The organism is Tenacibaculum sp. 190130A14a (assembly GCF_964048965.1).
Taxonomy (GTDB): domain Bacteria; phylum Bacteroidota; class Bacteroidia; order Flavobacteriales; family Flavobacteriaceae; genus Polaribacter; species Polaribacter polynesiense.
Genome location: NZ_OZ040189.1, coordinates 633,780 through 656,831 on the forward strand (window position 1 = coordinate 633,780; position 23,052 = coordinate 656,831).

23 protein-coding genes are annotated in these 23,052 nt (G+C 32.1%); 8 read left to right on the forward strand and 15 right to left on the reverse strand.

Annotated features, from left to right (window positions below):
* Window positions 1–42: 42 nt before the first annotated feature.
* A complete protein-coding gene (locus ABNT22_RS03085; RefSeq protein ID WP_348716452.1) occupies window positions 43–3,204 on the forward strand; it encodes a hypothetical protein in 3,162 nt (1,053 codons plus the stop codon).
* A 39-nt stretch (window positions 3,205–3,243) separates the two neighbouring features.
* On the opposite strand, the gene ABNT22_RS03090 is transcribed toward ABNT22_RS03085, so the two are convergent.
* The 6 genes from ABNT22_RS03090 to mce form a co-directional block, all read right to left on the reverse strand.
* Window positions 3,244–3,780, reverse strand: coding sequence for an outer membrane beta-barrel protein (locus tag ABNT22_RS03090; RefSeq protein ID WP_348716454.1), 537 nt, complete (start codon window positions 3,778–3,780; stop codon window positions 3,244–3,246).
* Window positions 3,781–3,817: 37 nt separating this feature from the next.
* The gene (gene truB, locus ABNT22_RS03095; protein WP_348716456.1) at window positions 3,818–4,510 is read right to left on the reverse strand and encodes a tRNA pseudouridine(55) synthase TruB; all 693 of its coding nucleotides are present in this window, start codon (window positions 4,508–4,510) and stop codon (window positions 3,818–3,820) included.
* Between the two features lie 15 nt (window positions 4,511–4,525).
* The gene (locus ABNT22_RS03100) at window positions 4,526–5,320 is read right to left on the reverse strand and encodes an undecaprenyl-diphosphate phosphatase (protein ID WP_348716457.1); all 795 of its coding nucleotides are present in this window, start codon (window positions 5,318–5,320) and stop codon (window positions 4,526–4,528) included.
* A 2-nt stretch (window positions 5,321–5,322) separates the two neighbouring features.
* A complete protein-coding gene (locus ABNT22_RS03105; RefSeq protein ID WP_348716459.1) occupies window positions 5,323–5,568 on the reverse strand; it encodes a DUF3098 domain-containing protein in 246 nt (81 codons plus the stop codon).
* Window positions 5,569–5,578: 10 nt separating this feature from the next.
* A complete protein-coding gene (locus ABNT22_RS03110) occupies window positions 5,579–6,457 on the reverse strand; it encodes a cell division protein FtsX (protein ID WP_348716460.1) in 879 nt (292 codons plus the stop codon).
* A gap of 84 nt (window positions 6,458–6,541) precedes the next feature.
* Window positions 6,542–6,943, reverse strand: a complete 402-nt coding sequence (gene mce, locus ABNT22_RS03115) for a methylmalonyl-CoA epimerase (protein ID WP_348716462.1) — start codon at window positions 6,941–6,943, stop codon at window positions 6,542–6,544.
* Window positions 6,944–7,173: 230 nt separating this feature from the next.
* On the opposite strand from mce, the gene ABNT22_RS03120 reads away from it, so the two are divergent.
* From ABNT22_RS03120 to ABNT22_RS03140, 5 genes are all read left to right on the forward strand, one after another.
* Window positions 7,174–7,851, forward strand: a complete 678-nt coding sequence (locus tag ABNT22_RS03120) for a hypothetical protein (protein ID WP_348716464.1) — start codon at window positions 7,174–7,176, stop codon at window positions 7,849–7,851.
* 623 nt (window positions 7,852–8,474) lie between these two features.
* Complete coding sequence (locus ABNT22_RS03125; RefSeq protein ID WP_348716466.1) at window positions 8,475–9,227, forward strand: sensor histidine kinase; 753 nt, start codon at window positions 8,475–8,477, stop codon at window positions 9,225–9,227.
* A 61-nt stretch (window positions 9,228–9,288) separates the two neighbouring features.
* Entirely contained in the window at window positions 9,289–9,933 is a 645-nt protein-coding gene (locus tag ABNT22_RS03130) for a response regulator transcription factor (protein ID WP_348716468.1), read from the forward strand.
* A gap of 42 nt (window positions 9,934–9,975) precedes the next feature.
* Entirely contained in the window at window positions 9,976–10,371 is a 396-nt protein-coding gene (gene rbfA / locus ABNT22_RS03135; RefSeq protein WP_348716470.1) for a 30S ribosome-binding factor RbfA, read from the forward strand.
* A 41-nt stretch (window positions 10,372–10,412) separates the two neighbouring features.
* The gene (locus ABNT22_RS03140; RefSeq protein ID WP_348716472.1) at window positions 10,413–11,609 is read left to right on the forward strand and encodes an ABC transporter permease; all 1,197 of its coding nucleotides are present in this window, start codon (window positions 10,413–10,415) and stop codon (window positions 11,607–11,609) included.
* A 32-nt stretch (window positions 11,610–11,641) separates the two neighbouring features.
* On the opposite strand, the gene dusB is transcribed toward ABNT22_RS03140, so the two are convergent.
* From dusB to ABNT22_RS03165, 5 genes are all read right to left on the reverse strand, one after another.
* Entirely contained in the window at window positions 11,642–12,643 is a 1,002-nt protein-coding gene (gene dusB, locus ABNT22_RS03145; RefSeq protein ID WP_348716474.1) for a tRNA dihydrouridine synthase DusB, read from the reverse strand.
* A gap of 97 nt (window positions 12,644–12,740) precedes the next feature.
* Window positions 12,741–13,607, reverse strand: a complete 867-nt coding sequence (locus ABNT22_RS03150; RefSeq protein ID WP_348716476.1) for a DUF5777 family beta-barrel protein — start codon at window positions 13,605–13,607, stop codon at window positions 12,741–12,743.
* A complete protein-coding gene (locus ABNT22_RS03155) occupies window positions 13,600–14,010 on the reverse strand; it encodes a hypothetical protein (protein ID WP_348716478.1) in 411 nt (136 codons plus the stop codon). Before ABNT22_RS03155 ends, ABNT22_RS03150 begins: the two co-directional genes overlap by 8 nt.
* Complete coding sequence (locus tag ABNT22_RS03160) at window positions 13,988–14,524, reverse strand: YceI family protein (protein ID WP_348716480.1); 537 nt, start codon at window positions 14,522–14,524, stop codon at window positions 13,988–13,990. The genes ABNT22_RS03155 and ABNT22_RS03160 overlap by 23 nt, the downstream gene beginning before the upstream one ends.
* Window positions 14,525–14,535: 11 nt before the next feature.
* Window positions 14,536–14,901: a hypothetical protein gene (locus ABNT22_RS03165; protein WP_348716482.1), complete on the reverse strand. Its 366-nt coding sequence runs from the start codon at window positions 14,899–14,901 to the stop codon at window positions 14,536–14,538.
* A gap of 279 nt (window positions 14,902–15,180) precedes the next feature.
* On the opposite strand from ABNT22_RS03165, the gene lepA reads away from it, so the two are divergent.
* Window positions 15,181–16,977, forward strand: coding sequence for a translation elongation factor 4 (gene lepA / locus ABNT22_RS03170; RefSeq protein WP_348716484.1), 1,797 nt, complete (start codon window positions 15,181–15,183; stop codon window positions 16,975–16,977).
* Between the two features lie 132 nt (window positions 16,978–17,109).
* Window positions 17,110–17,787 carry a Bax inhibitor-1 family protein gene (locus tag ABNT22_RS03175; RefSeq protein ID WP_348716486.1) on the forward strand — a complete coding sequence of 226 codons (678 nt, stop codon included), beginning with the start codon at window positions 17,110–17,112 and terminating at the stop codon, window positions 17,785–17,787.
* Between the two features lie 32 nt (window positions 17,788–17,819).
* Here the strand turns inward: ABNT22_RS03175 and ABNT22_RS03180 are convergent, their stop codons facing one another.
* From ABNT22_RS03180 to ABNT22_RS03195, 4 genes are all read right to left on the reverse strand, one after another.
* Window positions 17,820–18,590 carry a CPBP family intramembrane glutamic endopeptidase gene (locus tag ABNT22_RS03180; RefSeq protein WP_348716488.1) on the reverse strand — a complete coding sequence of 257 codons (771 nt, stop codon included), beginning with the start codon at window positions 18,588–18,590 and terminating at the stop codon, window positions 17,820–17,822.
* Window positions 18,591–18,657: 67 nt separating this feature from the next.
* A complete protein-coding gene (locus tag ABNT22_RS03185; protein ID WP_348716490.1) occupies window positions 18,658–19,422 on the reverse strand; it encodes a LytTR family DNA-binding domain-containing protein in 765 nt (254 codons plus the stop codon).
* 4 nt (window positions 19,423–19,426) lie between these two features.
* Window positions 19,427–20,434 carry a sensor histidine kinase gene (locus ABNT22_RS03190; RefSeq protein WP_348716492.1) on the reverse strand — a complete coding sequence of 336 codons (1,008 nt, stop codon included), beginning with the start codon at window positions 20,432–20,434 and terminating at the stop codon, window positions 19,427–19,429.
* Between the two features lie 67 nt (window positions 20,435–20,501).
* Window positions 20,502–22,874, reverse strand: a complete 2,373-nt coding sequence (locus tag ABNT22_RS03195) for an outer membrane beta-barrel protein (RefSeq protein WP_348716494.1) — start codon at window positions 22,872–22,874, stop codon at window positions 20,502–20,504.
* Window positions 22,875–23,052: the final 178 nt, after the last annotated feature.

The following is a 23,052-nucleotide window of genomic DNA, read 5'->3' on the forward strand; positions in this document are numbered from 1 at the left end:
TTTGGTTGTATCTTGTAATGGTAACCAATAACCTACGCTAACATGTTGAAAAAAGTTACCTTAACAATTGTATTATTGTTTTTGTTTGTTGGATTGAACGCCCAGAATTCAATAGATAAAAAAACAAAAGACGACTTAACCACCATTACATTTACTACTTCTGAAGGTACGGTTAAATTATTTTTACCCAAACTATTTCAAAACGATGTGTTTTCTGGAACGATTGAAATTACTCCTCGAGGAAAAAAATCAAAGCATAAAAATAAGAATAGAAAATTACTAGAAAAGTATTCTTTCAATATAGGAAACCAACAGTTTTCTTTAGCGAATCGAATTTTTAGCACGGAATTTAGCCAAGAGAACTCAGTTGAGCTGATTATTAAAAATGCTAAAAACAGAATTTTAAATAAAGTATCTCTAGAAGTATTTTCAAATAAGTATAAACCTTCAGCTCACAACCCTGAATATATTGTTACCGATTATCCCTCTAAAATTAATCACGGTTTTGATGGAACTCTGTCTAATACCATAGCATCGATTGCAGGTAAAAGATTAAAAGTATTGGCAGAATCTACTTCGCAAATGTTTTTTAAAGCTCCAATAAATTTTTCTGGAGTTAAAGAACTCACTGTTAGTGATGCTGGAGAGAAAATTGTAACAAAGGTACATGTACTAGATTTAGAATTGTCTGCAGGAAAACTTCATTTAAAAAGAGGAGAAAGCACTTCGTTAAAAGTTAGGGTTTTTGGTTTTAAAGGATTAACAACTCCAATTCCTTTAACTATAACTAATTTAAGCCCTCGTAGCATTCGGTTAGGCGGAGGAAATAATCAAGAAATTATTATACATCCAGCAGAATATGCAGAAGGTTCTTACAGCACAGCTAAATCAATAAGGGCAATTAGTACAGGAGGATTTACAATATCAGTTTATGTAAAACCACCTACTACAACACATAAGGTAGGAGAGGATGCTTTATGTGATTGTGAATTAAACAATGAGAGTTTTTTACTATCAACCTCTGCATGTGAAGAGTTAAAGACGGATACTTCGCCCGAATCAGAAATTGACATGGAGCCCGAGCAAATTGAATCTAGTGTCGTTGTCGAAATTCCAGAAAAGATAGGAAAAGAGAATGCACCAGTAAATGTAAAAATAGGAACAGAAGAAGATATCGCAGCAGTAATTGTATCACATAAACATGTGTTAGATAAAGAATGGGAAACTATTGTAAAGGATTCAGTCGGTTCAGATGGTTATAATCTTTCATGGAACCCTCCATTAGGAAACGACGGGATACATCAATTTAGAACGCAAGTAGTTAATAAAAATGATAAAATACATCAACAGATAAGCTATTCGGAAATTAATGTAATTCCTACTGAAAAATTAGAAGCAGGATTAGGAGAAGTGTCTTTTTCTGTTTCTAATGCAGATATTCAACGAAAATTTCGTTTAGCAAATTCGTATAGAAATCAGAAAACAGGAATTAGTACTCAAGTAAGAAGATTGAGAAGGCAGTTGAAAAATAAATATAAAGAACGAAATGAAAATCGAACTTTATATAAAGAATTAGTTGCTATTGATGAGGTGTTAGATAAAGTACCAAAAGTTTATAAAGATTCATTGAATAAATTGGTAGATTCTTTGGTAAAATTGAAGGCTTTTGTTCCTGTAAAAATAGATACAGCCGCCCTAAATAAATCAGTTAAAGATGCGCAAGCAAAACATGATGCTTGTAAAGAACGATTAAAGAAGCTTAAAAATGAGCAAGAACAAATAGAAAAAGAAAGAGATGATTTAAAGAAGAAAATGGATAAAGCCTTGCAAGAATTAACCGATTTGCATTTAGATAATGACTGGATTGGAAAACATGGTTATCATCCAGACGGAAGGTATTGGTATGGGTATGTTGGAGACGAACGGGCAAATACGAATATCACACCAGAAGCACGTGCTATAAAAAACCGACTTAAAAAGTTAAAAGGACCATATAACAGAAGTATTAAAAAACTAAAAAAGCTACCTCAAAAAATAGTTGAAGCAGGAGAAGAATGTGATAAGCTTTCAAAAGACCTGGAAAAAGCAAAAGAGGCTGCCAAGAATGGAAAACAATATGTTGGTACAGAATTAGAAATAGAAGATAAATGCAGACAAATAAAAAGCTTGTTAATGCAATTAAAAAAATGGTGTGATGATAATGGAGCTAAATGTACTTTTAGAGGAAAGTTGAATGCACTTATAAATAAATGTCCTAAAGACCCAGAAGGAATCGCTGTTTTTTGGAAAGATTTTGAAAATTTACTGCAATTAAAACAACAAAAAGAAAAAGGATTTAAGGAGAAAGCAGATCAAAATCAAAGAGAAATAGATCGTATTAGAAGAGAAAAGGAGAATGCAGAAAGACGTCAAAAAGAGTTAGAGGAAAAGCAACGGATAGCTACAGAAGAAGCTGAAAAACTAAGAGAGAGAAGGAAAAAGGAAGCAGAAGAAGCGCGTAAAAGGGAAGAGTCGAGTAGTACAAGTTCTAGTGGTTCTGGAACAAGAAACCCAAAACCTAAAGAGATTTTGAAAGAGCCTATTGAGGTACCAGATAAGGTGTTAATGTTTAGGGCACAGAGCCATGTGTTTAGAGAGTTGTATACCGATTATTATATTAACAAAGGGCCTTGTCACTGTATTACAAAGGCAATAGCTTATGGAAACAACTCTTATTCAATGGCAAGTAAAATAATTGGAGGTATCGGAGTTGGAGTTGCCTTTGCACCCTTGGAAGCGTTCCCTGGCACTTCATTAGCAACTCGATTGGGAATTGGAGCATTGAAATCTATTGCGAATGCTGTTTTTGCTGGTGAAAAAATAACAGATGAAATAGCAAAGAATTTATTGGATGTAATGGGAGGAGAGATTTTTCCGAAGCTAATGGGAAATCAGTTTGCGGGAAATAGAATGAACGATATTGCCAAGAAAGGGTTAAATGCAGTTCTGGAAGCTGAAGGAGTTCGTGTAATTAAAAAGGAAGGTACAGTAAGTACACGAAAATGTGGTAAAGTAAAAGGAAAGTCTACCATGCTTTTTAATCCAAATACAGGATGGGTATCTATCATGATAAAAATTGAAAATTGCCCTCTTTTAGTAATCAAATATAAGGTAGATAAAAACGGTATACCTACTACTAAGCCTGTAGTAAAACAAATCAGATAATATAAAAGAGCCTTGAGTGTTTTTACTCAAGGCTTTGTTTTAAAAGAAAGAGAATCCAATTCCAATAGAAACACTATCGAGATGGCCATTGTCAAAGCCTTGAATCGCTTTTCTATGATAATCAATACGCAGTATGGTATTCCATCGGCTAAATCCTGTTATTTGCATTCCTAAGCCAAAACCATAGTAATTTCCGTTTTCGTATTTAGAAGAAGGTCTCCACATTTTTCCCATGCTGTATTCGGCAAAGAAATTATCGTTATCTCTTTCGATGATATTATATCGTAAGCTCCCGTAAAAAGGAATTGCATTGATGTCAAATCGAAAATGATGATCAAATCCAGCATTAATTCCAACTTGCCATCGACGGTGGAATTGATACCCTGCACCTAATCGAAATAATAAAGCACCTGGAATTAAAAAAGGTTCTCCATCATCGGGGTCTAAAGTATAATCTTCATTGATAGCAAAGGTTGTGCTAAGGCTTCCTGTGAAGTAAGGTTTTTTATAATTTTCTTGTGAAAAAGAAAATTGAGTAACAAGAATCACAAAGCATACAAGTAGTCTTTTTTTCATAGTAGTAATAGATAAGTTTTGCTTTGTGAAACAAAAACTATTCCATTCCTAAGGAGTTTATAAAACCTTCAATACTTTGCGCTTTTTCTACAGAATACTCTCCAATTTTAGTTCTTCGAAGTTTTGTTAAATGTGCTCCTGAGTTTAGGGCAATACCAAAATCATGAGCCAAGGAACGAATATAGGTTCCTTTACTGCATACTACCCTAAAATCAAGATTATTTCCATCTATTTGGGTTATTTCAAAGGTAGAAATGGTAATTTTTCTAGCTTTTATTTCTGTAGTTTTTCCTTGACGTGCTAATTCGTATAAACGTTTTCCATCTTTCTTAATAGCAGAAAAAATTGGTGGTTTTTGATCTATTTCGCCTTCAAACTGTTTTGTTGTTAAGTGAATTTGCTCTTCCGTAATATGGTCTACAGGAAATGTATGATCTATTTCTGTTTCTAGGTCATAACTCGGAGTGGTCGCTCCAATAGTTATTGTACCAGTATATTCTTTTACTTGCCCCTGATAGGTTTCTATATTTTTGGTTTGTTTTCCAGTACAGATAATCAATAATCCTGTAGCTAAAGGATCAAGAGTTCCTGCATGTCCTACTTTTATTTTTTTTATATCGAAACGCTTGCGAATATGCCAACGTAATTTATTTACCACTTGAAATGAAGTCCATTCCAAGGGTTTATCAATTAATAAAACCTGTCCTCCTTTAAAATCTTCCGCCGTCATGTTTATATAAAGTAATTAAAAAAATAAAGAATACCCGATTGCTATAATACCTACAATAGCACAATAAATAGAAAAATAAGAAAGTTTACTCTTTTTAACCAATGCAATCATCCAGTTACAAGCCAATAATCCAGCAACAAATGCAGCTATAAAACCAGCAGACATTGGAACTACTTCTTGCGATGAAAAGCTAATATCTCCACTCATTAAATCTTTTGCAATTTTACCAAAAATTAAAGGTACAACCATTAAAAATGAGAAACGTGCTGCTTTGGTACGATCCACTCCTAATAAAACAGAAGTAGAAATGGTTGCTCCCGAACGTGAAATACCTGGTAACATGGCAATTGCTTGAGAAATCCCAATAATTAGGGCATTACGAAATGATACATTTTTATCTGTATTCTTTGCTTTATCAGCTAACAAAAGTAAAACCGCTGTGATGAGTAGCATAAATCCTACAAACAAAATTTTTCCTCCAAAAAGAGCTTCTAGTTGTTCTTCAAACAGAAGTCCGATAATAACAGCAGGAATCATAGAAATGATGATTTTTAAAGAAAATTGCATCTCTTCATTCCATTGAAATTGAAATAACCCTTTGAATATTTCGGCTACTTCTTTTCTAAAAATAACCAACGTACTTAAAGCGGTAGCAAAGTGTAGAACTACGGTAAATGTTAGGCTTTCTTGTGGTACTGAATTGTCCCCTAAAATAGCTTTTGCTAATTCTAAATGACCACTTGATGAAACTGGTAAAAACTCAGTAAGTCCTTGTATAATACCAAGGATAATCGCTTCAATAATATCCATGCTTATTTTTTAGGATCGGCTAAAATAGCGTAAATTTCAATACCTAAACCAATAATTACTAAGGTAGGTGCTAAACGAATTCTTCTCCAGCTGTAAATTTCTGGGTTGAAAACATTTGGGTTGTCGCTTCCGCCTCCTGCCATAAGGATAAAACCTAAAGCAATAACGGCCAAACCTATAAGCATAAACATGTAGTTTCGCTTCCCGAACAAAAATGTGTTACTATCTGATTTTTTTTCTTTACCCATAAATACTTTATTAATAATATAAGTCGTTTGTTTGAAGGTTTAAAAAACGTTGTGTAGCAAAAAATGTACTAATCCATGTAATTAAAAAAGCAACTACAATAATACCTCCAGCAACATATCCCAAAGTAGTATAATCTTTAAGTAAGGCTAAGGTTGGTACGTACTGGTTTACATAATAAATTAAAATACCAATAGTTAAAATTGCTACAAATGCTCCAATCATTCCTAGTTTAATGCTTTGCCAGATAAAAGGTTTTCTAATAAAGCTTTTAGTGGCTCCTACCATTTGCATGGTTTTTATGTTGAATCGTTTTGAATAAATAGATAAACGAATTGAACTATTAATTAAAATGATTGCAACCAAGCCAAAAAATCCACTTAAAACTAATAACCAAAAACTAATACGTTGAATGTTTTTGGTCAATAATTCAACCAAAGGTTTATCGTAATTTACTTCAGCAATAAGTGTGTTGTTTTCAAACTGTTGCTCAATTTCCTGCATTTTTTCAGGAGTTACAAAGGCTGCTTTTAAATAGATGTCAATTCCATCTTTTAAAGGATTGTCTCCTAAAAATTGTAAAAAATCCTCCCCCAAATCTTTTTTATAAGCTTTGGCAGCTTGTTCTTTGGTAATGTATGCTATTTTATTAGTAAAAGGCTTTGCGGTTACTTCTTTTTGAAGTTTTACAAGCTCTTTTTTATCAATACTGTCTTTTAAAAATAAGGTCATGACCACTTTTTCTTTAAAGTGGTTCGCAACTAAAGTAGATTTTAAAACAACCAACCCTAAAACACCAATCATAAAGAGTACGAGAGCAATACTAACTACTACAGATACATAGGAAGATTGTAAGCGTCTTTTTTGAAAAGAATCAAAAGAAGTGTTCATATGATGAGGTTGTTATTTAGCGATGCAAGATACTAAATTTTGAAATTAAGTTCTTAGTGTTAGCATCTTCAACTTTTGTTAAAATTATGGCTTTTCTTGACACAGCTCTATGAGTACACCGTTGGTAGTTTTTGGATGTAAAAAAGCAACTAGTTTATTGTCGGCCCCTTCTTTAGGAGTTTCATTTAAAATGGTAAAACCTTCGTCTTTTAATCGTTGAATTTCACCGTGAATATCTTCTACAGCAAAAGCAATATGATGTATGCCTTCTCCCTTTTTTTCGATGAATTTGGCTATCGGACTATCTGGTTTGGTAGCTTCCAATAATTCAATTTTATTAGGGCCAGTTTTAAAAAAAGAAGTCTTCACTCCTTCACTTGCCACCTCTTCAATTTTGTAATGAGGCTCTCCAAACAATGAAGCAAAAAGTTGATTTGATTTTTCTAAATCTTTAACGGCAATACCAATGTGTTCAATTTTGTTCATGCAGTAAAAATAGAAAAATGTTAAGATATAGGCTAGCGGGAAAATAGAATCAAGAGTTATATAGAGGAGTTTTGCGTAGCGAATACACTTTTGGCTAAAGGGTGTTTTTCCTGTTTTTGATTTTTTTTTATGAATTAAGCTATTGTAAATCAATAGTGTTGAATTTTTAAAATTTTCATTTTAAAAATATCCTGTTATATTTAAAATGGAAAAACTTTAAATTTAAAACAATGAAAAAAACTAACCTGCTATTAATTTTTGCCATCACTTTTACTTTTTTATTCTCTTGTAAAGAGCACAAATGTAAATGTGATTGTGATGATTGGCAATCTCAAATTCCTGAAGGAACATTTTGTTATTCAGATGAAGGAAGAACGAAGGAAATGCTAAATTATGATGAGCTAATAGATATGTTGAAAAACTTTGACCGTACCAGAATAGCTCCATTAGAAAGTGCATTAGGGTATCAAGATGCCCGTGTGCATACTTATGACTTTGAGCAATTAAAGAAATACTTAGGACATATTGAAAATTTAAGTAAAAAATCTAAAGTAAAAATAACCGGAATTAGTTTTATTGCTGGAGCTAAGAAAGATTACAAAGGAACGGGAAGAACGTATCAAGATTTAATTTATATTCCAACTACTACGGTGAATGGGAAACAAATACCTTTTGATCCTTTGCATTCTGCAAGACAAGGAAAATTGGTGACATTTAAAGATATGTTGGCAAAGCATGGATATAAGTGGATTTACAATTCGGCGAAAGAATTTAAAGAGGGAAGGAATCCAAATTACGATTATTCATTACCTGTAAGAAGACAAAACGAAGCAGGTTTTTTTGCACCAACATTTGATAAAGGAGAAAGTGGAGCTGGAAATAGAGGAGTTTTACAACCACCATATTAGAACTAAATGGATACCCTATTTTACATAGGCTTTTTATTAGCAATCTTTTCTTTTTTGATTTACCTTTTGTATTTTAAAAAAAAGAAAGTTGATAGCATAAATTATTTTGTGTTATTTCTGTTTTGCATGTTTTTTTTTGATGCTTTAGGATTGCTTTTTTTTGATTTTGGCTATAATAACTCTTTGTATAATTTGTTAAGTTTACTGGAGTTTAATGTTTTATTTGTTTTTTATTTAAAAATATCTCAGGATCAGCTAACAAAAAAAACAATAAAGAGCACAATTGTAGTTTACAATTTAATATTAATTGTAAGTTCTATGTATTACGGGATGGATGTATTTTCTATTAAGTATAACACCATTGCACCTTTGTTCGGTGCATTACTAATTGCTATTGTTCTTTTACTTTATCTGAGAGAAATTTTACTTTCAGAAGAGATTTTAAATTATAAGAATAATGTGTTCTTTTGGATAACAACGGGTTTATTACTGTACTATCTTGGAACGATGCCATTAACAGCTATATTTAATTTAATGAAATCGGGAAGTAGTTTTTATTTTTTATATAAGATACAGTATGTTTTAACGATAATAATGCACGGCTGTTTTATTTTAGGATTACTATGGAGTTGGAAGAGAATCAGATAATAGTGTTCATAACTACTGTTTTAGTAGTTATAGGTGTTTTGTTTATAATAATTTTGTTTACGGTATTTCAACGTCGTAAGAATAAGTTATTATTAGAGCGTGCAGCTTCAAGAAAACAATTTGAAACAGAGATCGCAGAAACACAGATAGAAATTAGGGAAGAAACCTTAAGAAATATTAGTTGGGAGTTGCACGATAATATTGGGCAACTCCTAACTTTAGCCAAAATACAATTGCAACATGCTACTCCCGAAAATATGGGAGAAATTTCAGAAACGATTACCAAAAGTTTAACTGAAATTAGAGCGCTGTCTAAATTGATTAATCCAGAGTATATTAAAAATATCGAATTAAAAGAAGCGCTACAGTTAGAAATAGAACGTTTTAATAGATTAAAATATATCGATGCAAAACTGTATGTACATGGTGAAGAGACCATTATTAATCAGAAGCACAGTATTATCATTTTTAGAATTTTACAAGAGTTTTTTTCTAATACGATAAAGCATTCAAAAGCAACACAATTAGAAGTCTCATTAAGTTATAAAGAAAAAGAAATTGAGATAAAAGCAGAAGATAATGGTGTCGGTTTTGAAATGAAGAAAGTAACGATGAAAGGAATTGGTTTGAAAAATATAAAAACAAGAGCCAAACTTATCAATGCAGATGCAAAGTTGCGTTCTGTTCCAGAAAAAGGAACAACTTTAATAATTAATTACTATATTTAAAAGTAATTTACCCTAATCATTTTTCCCCATAAATTAATAATTAACGGTAAAGAAATTCAAGATGAAGTATTCAGTAGTTGTCGTAGACGACCACACCTTATTGTCTCAAGCAATAGAAGGGATGGTAAATACATTTGACAAATTCAAAGTATTGTACACCTGTAAAAATGGTAAAGAAGTAGAAGAAAAATTTGCTGCTTCTCCTAAAAATGTTCCAGACATTGTTTTAGTAGATGTGAATATGCCAGTTATGAATGGTATAGAAACAACAGAATGGATTGTTGAAAATCATCCAAATGTACATGTTATGGCATTGTCTGTAGAAGATGCAGATGGAACCATTTTAAAAATGTTGAAAGCTGGAGCAGTTGGGTATTTATTAAAAGATACTCAAAAAGGAGTGTTAGAAAAAGCGTTGATAGAGCTGATGGAAAATGGGTTTTATCATACTAAAGACGTCACTACATTGTTGTTAGATTCTGTTTCTGGGAAAAACAATAAAATGTCTATTCAACTAAAGGAAAATGAAGTCAAATTTATGAGATTGGCTTGCTCAGAACTTACCTATAAAGAAATTGCAGATAAAATGTTTTTAAGTCCTAAAACTATTGATGGATACAGAGATAGTTTATTTACAAAATTAAATGTACGTAATAGAGTAGGACTCGTAATGTATGCAATAAAGAATAAAATTTATACACCTTAAAATCAATAGCAGTTTACAATAAAATAGTTGTAAATTTGCAGCATGGAAGAAACAAACAGACAGAGAAAAATAGCAGGAGTATTACAACAAGATATTGTTGATGTACTTCAACGTGCTGCTCAAGATGGAATGAAAGGTGTGATAATATCAGTTTCTAAGGTATCTGTAACTGCAGATTTAGGAGTTGCTAAAGTATATTTGAGTGTTTTTCCATCTGAGAAAAGAGAAGAAATTTTAAAAGGAGTTATATCTAACACTGCAACAATTCGTTATGAACTAGCGCAAAGAACAAGAAATCAGCTTAGAAGAATGCCTGAGTTATTGTTTTTTGGAGACGATAGCCTAGATTATATTGAGGATATTGATAAATCTCTAAAAGGAGAAGATGTAAATCCAATAAAAAATCCAGAAGTTTTACCAAAACGTCAAAAGCGATAATGAATAAATTGTTACATTGGTACCATTAATTCATTAGTCGATTGAACTTTCCTTTATACATAGCCAAAAGATACCTGTTTACAAAAAACAGTACCAATGCTATCAATATAATCACCTTCATAGCCATGTTTGGTGTAGTAGTGGGTACCTTGGCCTTATTTGTTATTTTGTCGGGATTTTCAGGACTAAGAACATTAAGCGATTCTCTATTAGAAGCTTCCGATCCAGATATCAAAATTTTTACGAAAGAAGGAAAAAAGTTTGAGTATACCGACCGTATCAAAAAGATTTTAGAAGGAGAAGAAGTCGCTGCCGCTTCAGGGGTAGTGGAGGAGCGTGTTTTTATTCGATACAAAGACAAGCAAGAGATTGCTCAAATAAAAGGAGTAGATACATATTATAACGAAGTTGTAGCTATTGATTCGTCTTTAACTGTAGGAAATTGGTTAGATACCGATTATGTAAACACAGCGGTTATTGGTTATGGACTTGCTTATAAACTTTCGGTTAGTATTTACAGTTTTGGAGAAGGATTACAAGTGTTTGTTCCGAAACCAGGAAAGGGATTTGTAAATCCAGCAAGTGCATTTAGATCTAAAACTGTACAATTAACAGGAGTATATTCTGGCTCAGAGGAGTTTCAAAACAAATACATTTTTACCAATTTAAATTTAGCACAAGAATTGCTGCAGTACAATAGTTCTCAAGTTTCTGCTGTAGAAGTAAAGTTAAAAGATGCAGAAATGGGTGAAGCTTTTAGAACGAAACTACAGAAAGAATTAGGAGACACTTTTCTAGTAAAAACTCGAGCGGAACTAAATGCTTTATATTATAAAGTTGTAAATACAGAAAATTTCATTTCGTATTTAATATTCACCTTAGTAATTATCATTGCTCTTTTCAATGTAATTGGTTCTATTATTATGATGATAATAGATAAAAAACATAACCTCAAAACACTTGTGAATCTAGGAGCAAGTCTACAAGAAGTAAAACGAATTTTTGTGTTTCAAGGCTTTTTACTAACGCTTATAGGGATGGGAATTGGTTTGTTGATTGGAATTGTAGCGGTATTATTCCAACAAACCTATGGGTGGTTTAAAATTACTGCAACACTGCCTTATCCTGTTGAGTTTAGATGGGTGAACTTATTGGTTGTGGTAATTACAATTAGTACATTGGGTTACTCTGCAGCAAAGATTGCCAGTGCAAGAATTAATATGTCTTTTTTAAAATAAAAAACACTATTGAATCAATAGTGTTTTAAGTCTTATTTTATTTCTGGAATTAATGAATTTCCAAATTTAGCTTCAATCATGTTTAAAGTATCAAAAACATCTTTAGGATCATCAGAGGTAACTAATTTTGTTCTGTACTCTTTAAAATGCGGAATCCCTTTAAAATAATTGGTATAATGTCTTCTTGTTTCAACAACACCTAAATGCTCACCTTTCCAGTCAATAGACATTTCTAAATGACGACGCGCTACATTTACACGTTCTGCAATAGTCGGTTTTTCTAAATACTCACCTGTTTCGAAAAAGTGTTTTATTTCATTAAAGATCCAAGGGTATCCAATAGAGGCTCTTCCAATCATAGCCCCATCTAATCCATACTTGTCTCGCATTTCCATGGCTTTTTCGGGTGAGTCTACATCACCATTTCCAAAAACGGGAATATGCATACGAGGATTGTTCTTTACTTCAGCAATTGGTCCCCAATCAGCACTGCCTTTATACATTTGCGCTCTTGTACGACCATGAATAGAAATAGCTTTACATCCTACATCTTGCAAGCGTTCTGCTACTTCAACAATTCTAATAGAGTCATGATCCCAACCTAAACGAGTCTTTACTGTAATTGGTAGTTTGGTGTGTTTTACCATAGCTTCGGTAAGTTTCACCATTAAATCAATATCTTTTAAGATTCCAGCACCTGCTCCTTTTGAAACCACTTTTTTAACAGGGCATCCAAAGTTAATGTCAATAATGTCTGGATTTGTTTTCTCTACGATTTCTACAGAACGTAACATAGAGTCTATATTGGCTCCAAAAATTTGAATTCCAACAGGACGTTCTTTTTCGTAAATATCTAATTTAATAACACTTTTAGCTGCATCTCGAATTAAACCTTCAGAAGAAATAAATTCAGTATATACAACATCTGCCCCATTCTCTTTACATAAAGCTCTAAACGGAGGGTCACTTACATCTTCCATTGGCGCTAATAATAGCGGGAAATCAGGAAGTTCTATATTATCAATCTTTACCATAATTCTTAAACTCGGTGCAAAGTTAGTTTTATTTTTAATAGAAAAAAAGAGGTTCTTTTAATGCAAAAGAACCTCTTACTAAAAATTTTAAGGGGAATTAGAATACTCTAACAATATTAAATCCAAATGCCACATCATTAAACCAAGTTCCTTGTGTTCTTGTTAAGAAGCCTGAATCGTTGCTTCCAGCAGCATTGGTAAAGACTAATTGAAACACATGGCCGCCAGTTTCAATATCCAGTCCAACAGTAAAAGGATTTTTATAGATCGAGTTTTTATGGCGATTTAAGTTGAGAGCATAATCCGCATTAATACTCATTCTTTTGCTAATTTTTAATCGTCCACCTAATCCAATAAGAAACTGATTTAAATTATTGTCGCCTGTTTGTTGAAATTGCTGAAGGTTATTTTGACGAACAAAGGTCGGAGCAACTATAAGAGATAAATTTTTACTCACTCTCCTTGAAGCTAAAATTTGTGTGGTAATACTCACACGATCTTTAAAATCTATAGCTGGGAAAATAGCCGTTTTTGAAGCGGTTTCTATATCTACAGCACCGTAACCAACAATGTTTAAAGGAAAGTCTTTACCTTGTTTTTTAATACTAATTTTGGCGGTACCCGAATAGGTTTTTTCAAAGGAATCCCTGCTTAATCCAAATTGGATTCCATCCCAAAAACTATATACAAGTTGAATTTTTGTATTAGCTCCATCTAATCCAAAAAATTCATCAATTCCTTGTGAGAAAGGGCCAAACCTATGAGCAACAATTAGATAAAAATCACCTTTGCTGGCTATTTTTGTAGATTGTAAATTTCCTACTTGCATCGCTTTAAAAGCAGGTAGTTCATAAGTCAAATCTTTGTTGACTTCTTGTTGCAATTCATTTAGTAAATCATCTTGAGAAAAAGAGTAGTTTACTAAGAAAAGCAATAGTAGAGTTAATAGTCGTTGTTTAATCATGTTGAATATTTTTAATAATACAGTAGTTAAGTTTCAGTTCTTCTAATAAATCATCGTAGCCAATGATTTGTCCTTTTATATATACTTCTTGATTAAGTTGTACAGACCCTATATCTGATTGTTTTTTAAATTGACAATAAATGCCATTACGAAGCACCAGTCCAAAATTGTCTTTGGAATCTACCTTTCCTTTTAAAGTCACCATTTTATTTAGCCAAGGTTTAATCCCTTCTTTTTGTATCGTGTCTATAAAGCTAGAAGCTTTACCAACAAATACCGATTTTACCTTAGCGGTTGTTTTGTGTGGTTTAAAAACCACATAATTAAACACTAAGTAAAATCCTAATAGGAATAGGATTACACTATAAAATAGCCTTCTTTTATTTTTTTTCGGAAAGTTCATAATGGATATCAATATCTATACGATTTGCTATTTTCTTTCTTACAATACTGGGTATTTTAATATTGAAATCGGCTGGTGAAACAGAAAATGTAGATTTTAATACTATTTGATTGTTGCTTTTTTGAATAGATCCAATTGTTTCTATAGGTTTTTCAATACCTTTTATAGTTAAGATACCACTGATTTTATATGTTTTTTGAGAATTGATATTTTCCCAATTGAAATCATGTATACTTCCTTTAAAAGTTGCTTTTGGAAACTCATCAGAATCCATGTAGTTCTCGTTGAAATGTTCTTGCATTAAAGCAACTCTAAACCTGAAGGCTTTTATTAGTAAAAGTGTGGCAATCTTGCCACTATTAACGTCCAGTATTACTGTAGAGCTATTGTTTTTTGCTTCAACAGGTTCAAAGGCATCAACAGATGCTTTGAATGCTGTTACCCCTGTCCTGGTGAAGAACTTTTGACTAAAAGTAATTTGAGTGCAAAGCAAGAATAGAATTAAGATTCTCATAAGGGGCGTTTTTAGTTTTCAAGATATCCGTCGTCTTTCCAATTATTTATCAAATTAATAATTGATTGAACTCTTCCGGTAGGAGGCATGGGATTGGAACTACTATTGATTCTCGCAATTAGATTTCCATTTTGAGCAGCATTTTTAACTTGCGTAAAATTGGTTAAAGGGAGTCCTCCAGTTGGAGCTACTGCATCATGGCAACTTGCTGTTGCACAACTGCTATTTATAACAGTTTTCACATCTTTGTCATAGGTTGTTTTAGCTGTTGGTGTAGGGTTTACTGGTCCTGATGGACTAGCATCACTATCTGATGAGCAACTTGTTAAAGAAATACAAATACTGAATGCTAGAAAAAGTAATGATTTTGTTCTCATAAGTGTAGGTTTTAAGGTTTGTAATATTCCAGGGTTTTATATTCCTTGGTAATAATTAGCTAGAAAACAGGTAAGTTTCTAATAACTAGTTTTCTAAATGTTCGTGGGATTTTAGTTTTTGTATAAATAAAACATTCTAACTCTAATTCTCCCTACTAATTGAGTAGGAATTTTTAAAGAATGCTTACAGAGAGCATTGTTTTTTAGATATTTATTTTATTTGTTTACGGGGTTAAATACCCTATCTTTGCTGGTTATAAGAAGTTAGAAATACGTCGAATGAAGAATATTAGAAATTTTTGCATTATTGCACATATTGATCATGGTAAAAGTACTTTAGCAGATAGGTTGTTAGATTTTACTGGAGCTGTAACGGAAAGAGAGAAGCAAGATCAGTTGTTAGATAATATGGATTTGGAGCGTGAGCGTGGAATTACCATTAAATCGCATGCTATTCAAATGGATTATAAATATAACGGAGAAGATTATATTTTGAATTTAATTGATACTCCTGGACACGTAGATTTTTCTTATGAGGTTTCTCGTTCTATCGCTGCTTGTGAAGGTGCTCTATTAATTGTAGATGCCGCACAGAGTATTCAAGCGCAAACAATTTCTAATTTATACTTGGCATTAGAAAATGACTTGGAAATTATTCCAGTACTAAATAAAGTAGACTTACCATCAGCAAACCCAGAAGAAGTAACGGATGATATTGTTGATTTGTTAGGCTGTGATCCTGAGGATGTTATTCCTGCAAGTGGAAAAACAGGTTTTGGAGTAGATAAAATCTTAGAAGCAATCATTGAAAGAGTGCCTGCTCCAAAAGGAAATCCAGACGCTCCATTAAAAGCTTTGATTTTTGATAGTGTTTATAACTCTTATAGAGGAATTGAAACTTACTTTAGAGTAATTGACGGTTCTATTAAAAAGAATCAACAAATTAAGTTTATGGCTACTGGAAAACAGTATGGAGCTGACGAGGTAGGTACACTTAAATTAGAGCAAGTAGTTAAAAAGGAAATTAAGACGGGTGATGTAGGATATTTAATTACGGGTATTAAAGCTGCAAAAGAAGTAAAAGTAGGAGATACGATTACTGATTTTGCAAACCCTACTACAGATATAATTGAAGGATTTGAGGATGTAAAACCAATGGTGTTTGCTGGGATCTATCCGGTAGATACAGAAGATTATGAAGAACTTCGTGCTTCTATGGAGAAGTTACAACTGAATGATGCTTCTTTAGTTTTTCAACCGGAAAGTTCTGCTGCTCTAGGTTTTGGTTTCCGATGTGGATTCTTAGGAATGTTACATATGGAAATTATTCAAGAGCGTTTAGAGCGTGAGTTTAACATGACTGTTATTACTACGGTTCCTAACGTAAGTTATCATGCATTTACAAAGAAGAATCCAGATGAGATCATTATTGTTAATAATCCATCAGATTTACCAGACCCATCTAAGTTAGATAGAGTAGAAGAACCATTTATCAAAGCATCAATTATTACAAAAGCTGATTTTGTTGGTCAAGTAATGTCATTATGTATTGAGAAACGTGGTCAAATAGTAAATCAAACGTATTTAACACCAGAACGTGTTGAGTTGATTTTTGATATGCCATTGGCAGAAATAGTTTTCGATTTTTATGATCGTTTAAAAACGGTTTCAAAAGGATATGCCTCTTTTGATTATCATCCAATTGGAATGCAGAAATCAAAATTAGTGCGTGTAGATATGTTATTAAACGGACAATCAGTAGACGCTCTTTCTGCGTTATTACATGATAGTAATGCTTATTCAATAGGAAAGCGTATTTGTGAGAAGTTGAAAGAATTGATTCCGCGTCAGCAATTTGATATTCCGATTCAGGCGGCTATCGGAGCTAAAATTATAGCTCGTGAAACAGTAAAAGCTTTACGTAAAGATGTAACAGCAAAATGTTATGGAGGGGATATTTCTCGTAAGCGTAAACTTTTAGAAAAGCAGAAAAAAGGTAAGAAACGTATGCGACAAGTTGGAAATGTTGAAATTCCACAGCAAGCGTTCATGGCAGTTTTAAAACTGAATGATTAAAATACAAAACCTCAACTCCTGTTAGTTGAGGTTTTTTCTTTGAGATTATTTTTTATTTTTACGAACTAAAAAATAACTTAATTAAAAATTATTATGGAATAAAATTCGTTTAACTCCTTTAATGAAGGGAAAGTGCTAGTAGCAGATAGTTCGCAGCTAGAAAGAGTAGCTTTTTACAAGAAAACATATGCACATGTTGCTGGAGGTGTATTATTGTTTGTCATTTTTGAATTCTTATTGTTTCAAAGCAATGCAATTGTAGAATTTGCTTTATCTATGATAGATGGCTATAAATGGCTGTTATTACTTGGAGGTTTTATGTTAGTTACAAACTATGCAGAAAGTACCGCCTTAAAAACAACAGATAAAAACTTACAGTATATGGCGTATGCAGGGTATATCTTTGCTGAAGCCTTTATATTTATTCCTTTAATTTATATAGCAATAGCTTATACCCAAAGCTTTGATATCTTGCAACAAGCAGCTATTGTAACATTAACTTTATTTGCAGGTTTGTCGGCAGTAGTTTTAATAACGAAAAAAGATTTTTCTTTTTTAAGAGCAGCGTTAACTATTGGTTTTTTTATAGCGATAGGTTTGTTGGTTGCTGGAACTTTATTTGGGTTTAATTTAGGGCTTTGGTTTTCAGTTGGAATGTGTGTGTTAGCTGGAGGTTCAATATTATATCAAACATCTAACCTAATTCATAAATTTACTACAGAAGATTACATACCGGCAGCATTGGGATTATTTGCTTCTTTAATGTTATTGTTTTGGTATGTTTTACAGATATTTTTAAGTAGAGATTAATTGATTAGAAAAATATATAATGGAAACCTCTGTTAGTTCACTAACGGGGGTTTTATTTGTTTTTTTATTAGGTACATTCCGTAGATAAAACAAGGAGCAACCAATAGCACAGTTAGTAAAGCATTGGTAGGAGAACTTTGTGTTGATTGCTGGATACTAAAATCTAAGCCAACATGGTCAATTTTTGCAAAAAAGTCTATCAAGGCATGTGCTATTATTAACGGATATATACGTTTGGTTATTAAAAGTAATGCTCCGAACATGATGCCGATAAAAGTTGCAAATACTACCTGAGAAAGTTCACCATATATACCTTTGTCAAATCGAATTAAATGTAGTAGTCCGAAAACTAAAGAAGCTATAATAATAGCAGTATGAGGTTTGTTAAAATATTTTACTAAACTCGATTGTACAAATCCTCGAATACTTAATTCTTCAGCATATCCAATGCTTATACAATAGATAAGAAGCACAAGAATGTTTACGAAAGAGTTGGTGTGAATATCATCTGAGAAAAGAATGTTTAATCCGATCAAATAGGCGGCGCCAAATACAACCAAATATACCTTATGGGGCTTTATTTTTGATAACCCAGCTTCTTTTTCAAGACTATTAGAAATAATCATAAAATAAGAGAAAAACGTCAACAGAATATTGAATAGCGTTTTAACAATAAGGAGTGTCTTGTAAGATGTAATGTCAAGTTCAATTAAATATGTAATAGTTACTTGCTTTGTTACTGTTACAAGTACAAGAATTAGTATAAAGGCTAGTACTTTTCTAAATAGTCCAGATTCTTTCATAGTAGTTAGAAGATTTATGGTTAAGACGCTTTAGAAATCAATTTGTTACATGACTATCTAAATGTAGTTATTGTTCTAACCATTTTCTAAAATCAGCTGTTGTAGATGAACTTGTCATAGGTTTTTCGTTAACTCCTTTAAGTGTAATTAAAAGCCTGTTTTTAAAATGACTTTCAATAGTTTCAATGTAGTCTATACTTATTATTTCACTTCTATTAATCTTGAAAAAACGTGCTGGATTTAACTGACTAAAAATACTACTTAAGGTCTGTGAAATAGTGTGTCGTTTACCTTTTGCATCTGTAGCAATACAAAAATCACCAGCTGCTTCGATTAAACTAATGTCTCCAACATTTAGCAGTTGGATTCCTTTAGTTTTTTTGATAACAAAACGTTTTTTATAAGAAGTGTTTTCTTCCTGCAATGCAGACTTTAAATTGGATAGGGTGTTTGCGTTGAGTTTTTTATAGTTTCCTTGTTTAAATAAAGATTCATATTTTTCTATTGCTTTATTAAAATCAGATTTTGAATAAGGTTTTAAGATATAGGCAATTCCGTTGGTGTTAAAAGCTTTAAATAAATATTCGTCATGTGCAGAACAGAAGATAATTGGAACATCGATAGAAACTTCGTCAAACAAATCAAAAGAAATTCCGTCGAGTAATTGAATGTCAGATAAAATAAAATCGTAACTATTCTTTAGTAAAAGTGTTTTTCCTTCTGCATTAGATCGAGCAACGTCGTGAGAAAAGTTTTCTCCAAATGAACTTGTCAAATAATTGATTAACTTTTGATATGCAGGTATTTCGTCTTCTAAAATTAGGATGTACATAGAGCTAGTTTTCTTGACTTAATTTAATTATTGGAATAGAAACAATAAAACGTTGATTCGCATTTTTAATATCTACTTTTTTGTCGGATAATAATTGATAGCGTGTTTGTAAGTTCTGCAATCCGGTACCTAAACTTTCGGTGTTTGGGTTGTTTGATTTTGTATTATTTACCGTAAGCCAATCGTTGTTAATTGTAATTTTAGTTTGTACAGATTTTTCACTTGCTTTATTGTGTTTCACCACATTTTCTAAAAGCGCTTGTAAGGCTCCAGTTGGTATGAACTTATCGATTGTATCTACATCTTTTTCAATAGAGAATTTATAATCATTCCCAAAACGAGTTTCTATTAAGAAAATGTAATTTTCAGCGAATTGAAGTTCTTCAGATAGCTCCATAACTTCTGCATCTTTAGTTCGAATTAAGTAGCGGTATATTAAAGATAATCTGTTAATATATTCTTTGGCTTTTTTTGAGTCCGTATCAATTAAACTATCTAAAGTATTTAGATTGTTGAATAAAAAATGAGGGTCTATTTGTGAACGCAACAGTTTTAATTCATTTTCTTTTTGTTGTTTTTCAATTTTTAAAAATTGAGATTGGCCTTCATAGAATTTTTTCGTTAAGAGTACTCCTAATAACAATCCAATACTATCTAATAATCTAAAAACTGAAGATATAAAAAGATCTATTCCTGTAGGAAATTTAGCCCAATTACCTTCACCACTCCAGTAGTTGGTAACTTTATCGATATATCCAGTAATAAAAAGAATAGAAAGTCCGTAAAAGGTAAATTGAAAATACTTTTGTCTATGTACAAGGTAATTTGGAATTAACCAATACATAAAAAGCATTACGGCAAGTAAGGATAGAATGATTGAACTAGAAAAATCTATTAAATATTCCTTTAACATATTTTCTTCTCTATAATAATCAATAGAGTTGATGATAACTGTTACTGAGTAAACAATTATAATAGTAATCCAATCTGATTTGTCAAGCTTAGTATTCATAATAATTTTAGATAGACATCACATGTTATAGCATGTGATGTCGTGATGAAAACAAATGTAAAAGAAATTAATTAGTATCATCGATTCTGTTTTCTTCATCTCTAGAAGAATTACGTCTCGATTTTTTCTTTCCGAATTTAGAGCCAAAACTATAGGTTAATCTTAGTTGAACATTTTGTCGTGACCCATTACTTTCAACTTGTGCAGTACCATTTCCATAGTCGATAGTTCCGTTAAATCCTCGATTCAACATTTTATTGAATCCTAAGTTTACTTTTAATTTATCGTCTAAAAACTTTTTTCCAAAAGAGAAATCTAATCCGGCTAACCATTGAACATCAATTTGTCCTTCTAAGGCACCAGTTCCGTAATTTCCGCTCAACTCAAAGTTTACATCCCAAGGAAGTTTATAATTGGCTTGAATAAACCAAAACAGATTCCATTTAGATAAGTCTACTCCATGTATCGCAGAGTTATAACTATTTCTATTCACTATAAAACCAGTATATCCTTCTACATTTTTAATAAAGCTTAGAGGTCCAAATAATCTAAAGTTCCAGTTGGTGAAGTTCTCTACGTTTACTGCTTGTTGTCTAATTTGAGCAGTGGTATTGTTTTGTTTGATTAAATCGAAAATAACATCGTTTGTCTTACTGTAACCTACGGTAAAAAATGGTTGTCCATCGTAGGTCAAATTGAATTGATAATTATTGGTAAATGCTGGTTTAAGGTTAGGGTTTCCTTCTCCTGCCGAAAAAGGATCCAAAAACTCTTGAAAAGAATTTAAACTGTTGTAGGAAGGTCTTTGTATTCTATAGCTATAAGAGATACTTGCACCTATTTGATCGGTAATCTTTCTGCTAATTGAGGCGCTTGGAAAAAGTTTGCTAATTGGACGCTTCTTAACTTCTGTTGTTAAGGATCCGTCTTTCATAAAAATAGATGTTCCATTTGTTTTGCTATCCTCATAACGTAAACCAGCAGAAAAAGACCATTTTCCAGTAGTTGCATTTATTTTAGAATAAATCGCCAGAATTGTTTCATCGACTAAAAACTTACTGCTGTTATCTTGATCTAATTCAAACCCTCCAGAAGTGTTTTCTAGATATGACTTTAAATCATTATTTGTGTTTACTTGAGAATATTTACTTCCAAAACTTAACTTGAAATTATCAGAAAAAGTTTTGTTATAATCAGCTTTATAAGTTTTAATGGTATATTTTCCATCTTGTAAATATCTTCTGTCTGTAAAATCAACAGTACTTCCCATAACATCTGATAAAGTGTTGGTATTATCATTTTTATAATCGATATAATTAAAGTCAATGATTAACCTATCTGTATCTGTTTTATATTCATAGTAAGGATTAATGTTGAAGTCAACTCGATCTCGATCAAAAACATTTTCAGAAAACAATACATCTGTATTCGTAGGGTCAGAGATAATTGTTTTACTGGTAGTTGTTCTGTTAGATTCTCTTTTATTCCATCGACCTCCAATACCTATAGAGTGATCATCATTTATATAATAATCTAAGTTCCCGCTGAATGTAAGTCTACTTGGGTCGTAAGGTTCTCTTGTGGTTTGGTCGTAAGTTTCATTACCTACTGTTCTTACCAAGAATAAATCATCTCTCCATGTTGGTTTGGATTGACTAATACTTGTTTGCCAGTTTAGTTTGTTTTTATAACTAGCAATAGATGCTCTTGTGCCATATTCGAAGCCTTCATCTTCACCAATCCATCCTGTAAGACTTCCGTGAGTTCCTAAACGAACATTTTTCTTTAATATAATATTAATCACAGCTCCAGATCCAGAAGCGTCATATTCGGCACCAGGTTGCTCAACCACTTCTACTTTAGCAATGTTATCTGCAGGGAAATCTCGTAACAACGTATCGACATCCATATATTCTGTTGTTTTTCCATTGATCAGAATTCTAACACCGCTTTTACCTGCAATAGAAATTCCGTTGTTGGTAACTAAAACACCAGGTACTTTTCTCATAATGTCTTGTAGGCTGGTATTTACCATTTCTGTTTTTTCTAAATCAACAATAAGTTTTTCAGCCGTTTGTTTAATAATAGGTCTTTTAGATTTGATAACTACTTCGTTTAAGGTTTGGTTTTCTTCTTTTAATTTGAAGTTAAATGTTTTATTACCATTTAAATCAAATTCTTGGGTTTTTTCAATTTGAAACCCTAAAACCGAAACTTCTATTTGATAGGTGTTGGTTTTTAAGTTCTCAAAAGTATAGTGACCATTTTCATTGGTAACTGCTCCTTTCAATGAACTATTAGAGTTAATAGTTTTTAAAATGACATTGGCATAAGGAATAGCCTCGTTGTTTTGATCAGTGATTTTCCCTGTAATATTGTGTTGTGCAGACATTGAAATACCCCAAAGGAAAATTAAGAATGTAGTAATTGTAGATTTCATATTAATTCTTTTTTTACGAATAACACTTCAAAAGTGCTTCATTAATAGTAGCTAGGAAACGATAATCTGTTGAATCGGGATAAAATCCCGATGAACTAGATTGTATATTGTTTCTATGAAGTGAGACGCTTTCTAAAAAGAATTGGTTGCCTAAAAAAATAAAGTGCTTCTATTTTTT

Excerpts from the sequence above, each read along its gene's own strand:
- ABNT22_RS03085 (WP_348716452.1), top strand. The coding sequence starts at position 43 with ATGTTGAAAAAAGTTACCTTAACAATTGTATTATTGTTTTTGTTTGTT.
- ABNT22_RS03090 (WP_348716454.1), bottom strand. The coding sequence starts at position 3,780 with ATGAAAAAAAGACTACTTGTATGCTTTGTGATTCTTGTTACTCAATTT.
- truB (WP_348716456.1), bottom strand. The coding sequence starts at position 4,510 with ATGACGGCGGAAGATTTTAAAGGAGGACAGGTTTTATTAATTGATAAA.
- ABNT22_RS03100 (WP_348716457.1), bottom strand. The coding sequence starts at position 5,320 with ATGGATATTATTGAAGCGATTATCCTTGGTATTATACAAGGACTTACT.
- ABNT22_RS03105 (WP_348716459.1), bottom strand. The coding sequence starts at position 5,568 with ATGGGTAAAGAAAAAAAATCAGATAGTAACACATTTTTGTTCGGGAAG.
- ABNT22_RS03110 (WP_348716460.1), bottom strand. The coding sequence starts at position 6,457 with ATGAACACTTCTTTTGATTCTTTTCAAAAAAGACGCTTACAATCTTCC.
- mce (WP_348716462.1), bottom strand. The coding sequence starts at position 6,943 with ATGAACAAAATTGAACACATTGGTATTGCCGTTAAAGATTTAGAAAAA.
- ABNT22_RS03120 (WP_348716464.1), top strand. The coding sequence starts at position 7,174 with ATGAAAAAAACTAACCTGCTATTAATTTTTGCCATCACTTTTACTTTT.
- ABNT22_RS03125 (WP_348716466.1), top strand. The coding sequence starts at position 8,475 with ATGGAGTTGGAAGAGAATCAGATAATAGTGTTCATAACTACTGTTTTA.
- ABNT22_RS03130 (WP_348716468.1), top strand. The coding sequence starts at position 9,289 with ATGAAGTATTCAGTAGTTGTCGTAGACGACCACACCTTATTGTCTCAA.
- rbfA (WP_348716470.1), top strand. The coding sequence starts at position 9,976 with ATGGAAGAAACAAACAGACAGAGAAAAATAGCAGGAGTATTACAACAA.
- dusB (WP_348716474.1), bottom strand. The coding sequence starts at position 12,643 with ATGGTAAAGATTGATAATATAGAACTTCCTGATTTCCCGCTATTATTA.
- ABNT22_RS03150 (WP_348716476.1), bottom strand. The coding sequence starts at position 13,607 with ATGATTAAACAACGACTATTAACTCTACTATTGCTTTTCTTAGTAAAC.
- ABNT22_RS03155 (WP_348716478.1), bottom strand. The coding sequence starts at position 14,010 with ATGAACTTTCCGAAAAAAAATAAAAGAAGGCTATTTTATAGTGTAATC.
- ABNT22_RS03160 (WP_348716480.1), bottom strand. The coding sequence starts at position 14,524 with ATGAGAATCTTAATTCTATTCTTGCTTTGCACTCAAATTACTTTTAGT.
- ABNT22_RS03165 (WP_348716482.1), bottom strand. The coding sequence starts at position 14,901 with ATGAGAACAAAATCATTACTTTTTCTAGCATTCAGTATTTGTATTTCT.
- lepA (WP_348716484.1), top strand. The coding sequence starts at position 15,181 with ATGAAGAATATTAGAAATTTTTGCATTATTGCACATATTGATCATGGT.
- ABNT22_RS03180 (WP_348716488.1), bottom strand. The coding sequence starts at position 18,590 with ATGAAAGAATCTGGACTATTTAGAAAAGTACTAGCCTTTATACTAATT.
- ABNT22_RS03185 (WP_348716490.1), bottom strand. The coding sequence starts at position 19,422 with ATGTACATCCTAATTTTAGAAGACGAAATACCTGCATATCAAAAGTTA.
- ABNT22_RS03190 (WP_348716492.1), bottom strand. The coding sequence starts at position 20,434 with ATGAATACTAAGCTTGACAAATCAGATTGGATTACTATTATAATTGTT.
- ABNT22_RS03195 (WP_348716494.1), bottom strand. The coding sequence starts at position 22,874 with ATGAAATCTACAATTACTACATTCTTAATTTTCCTTTGGGGTATTTCA.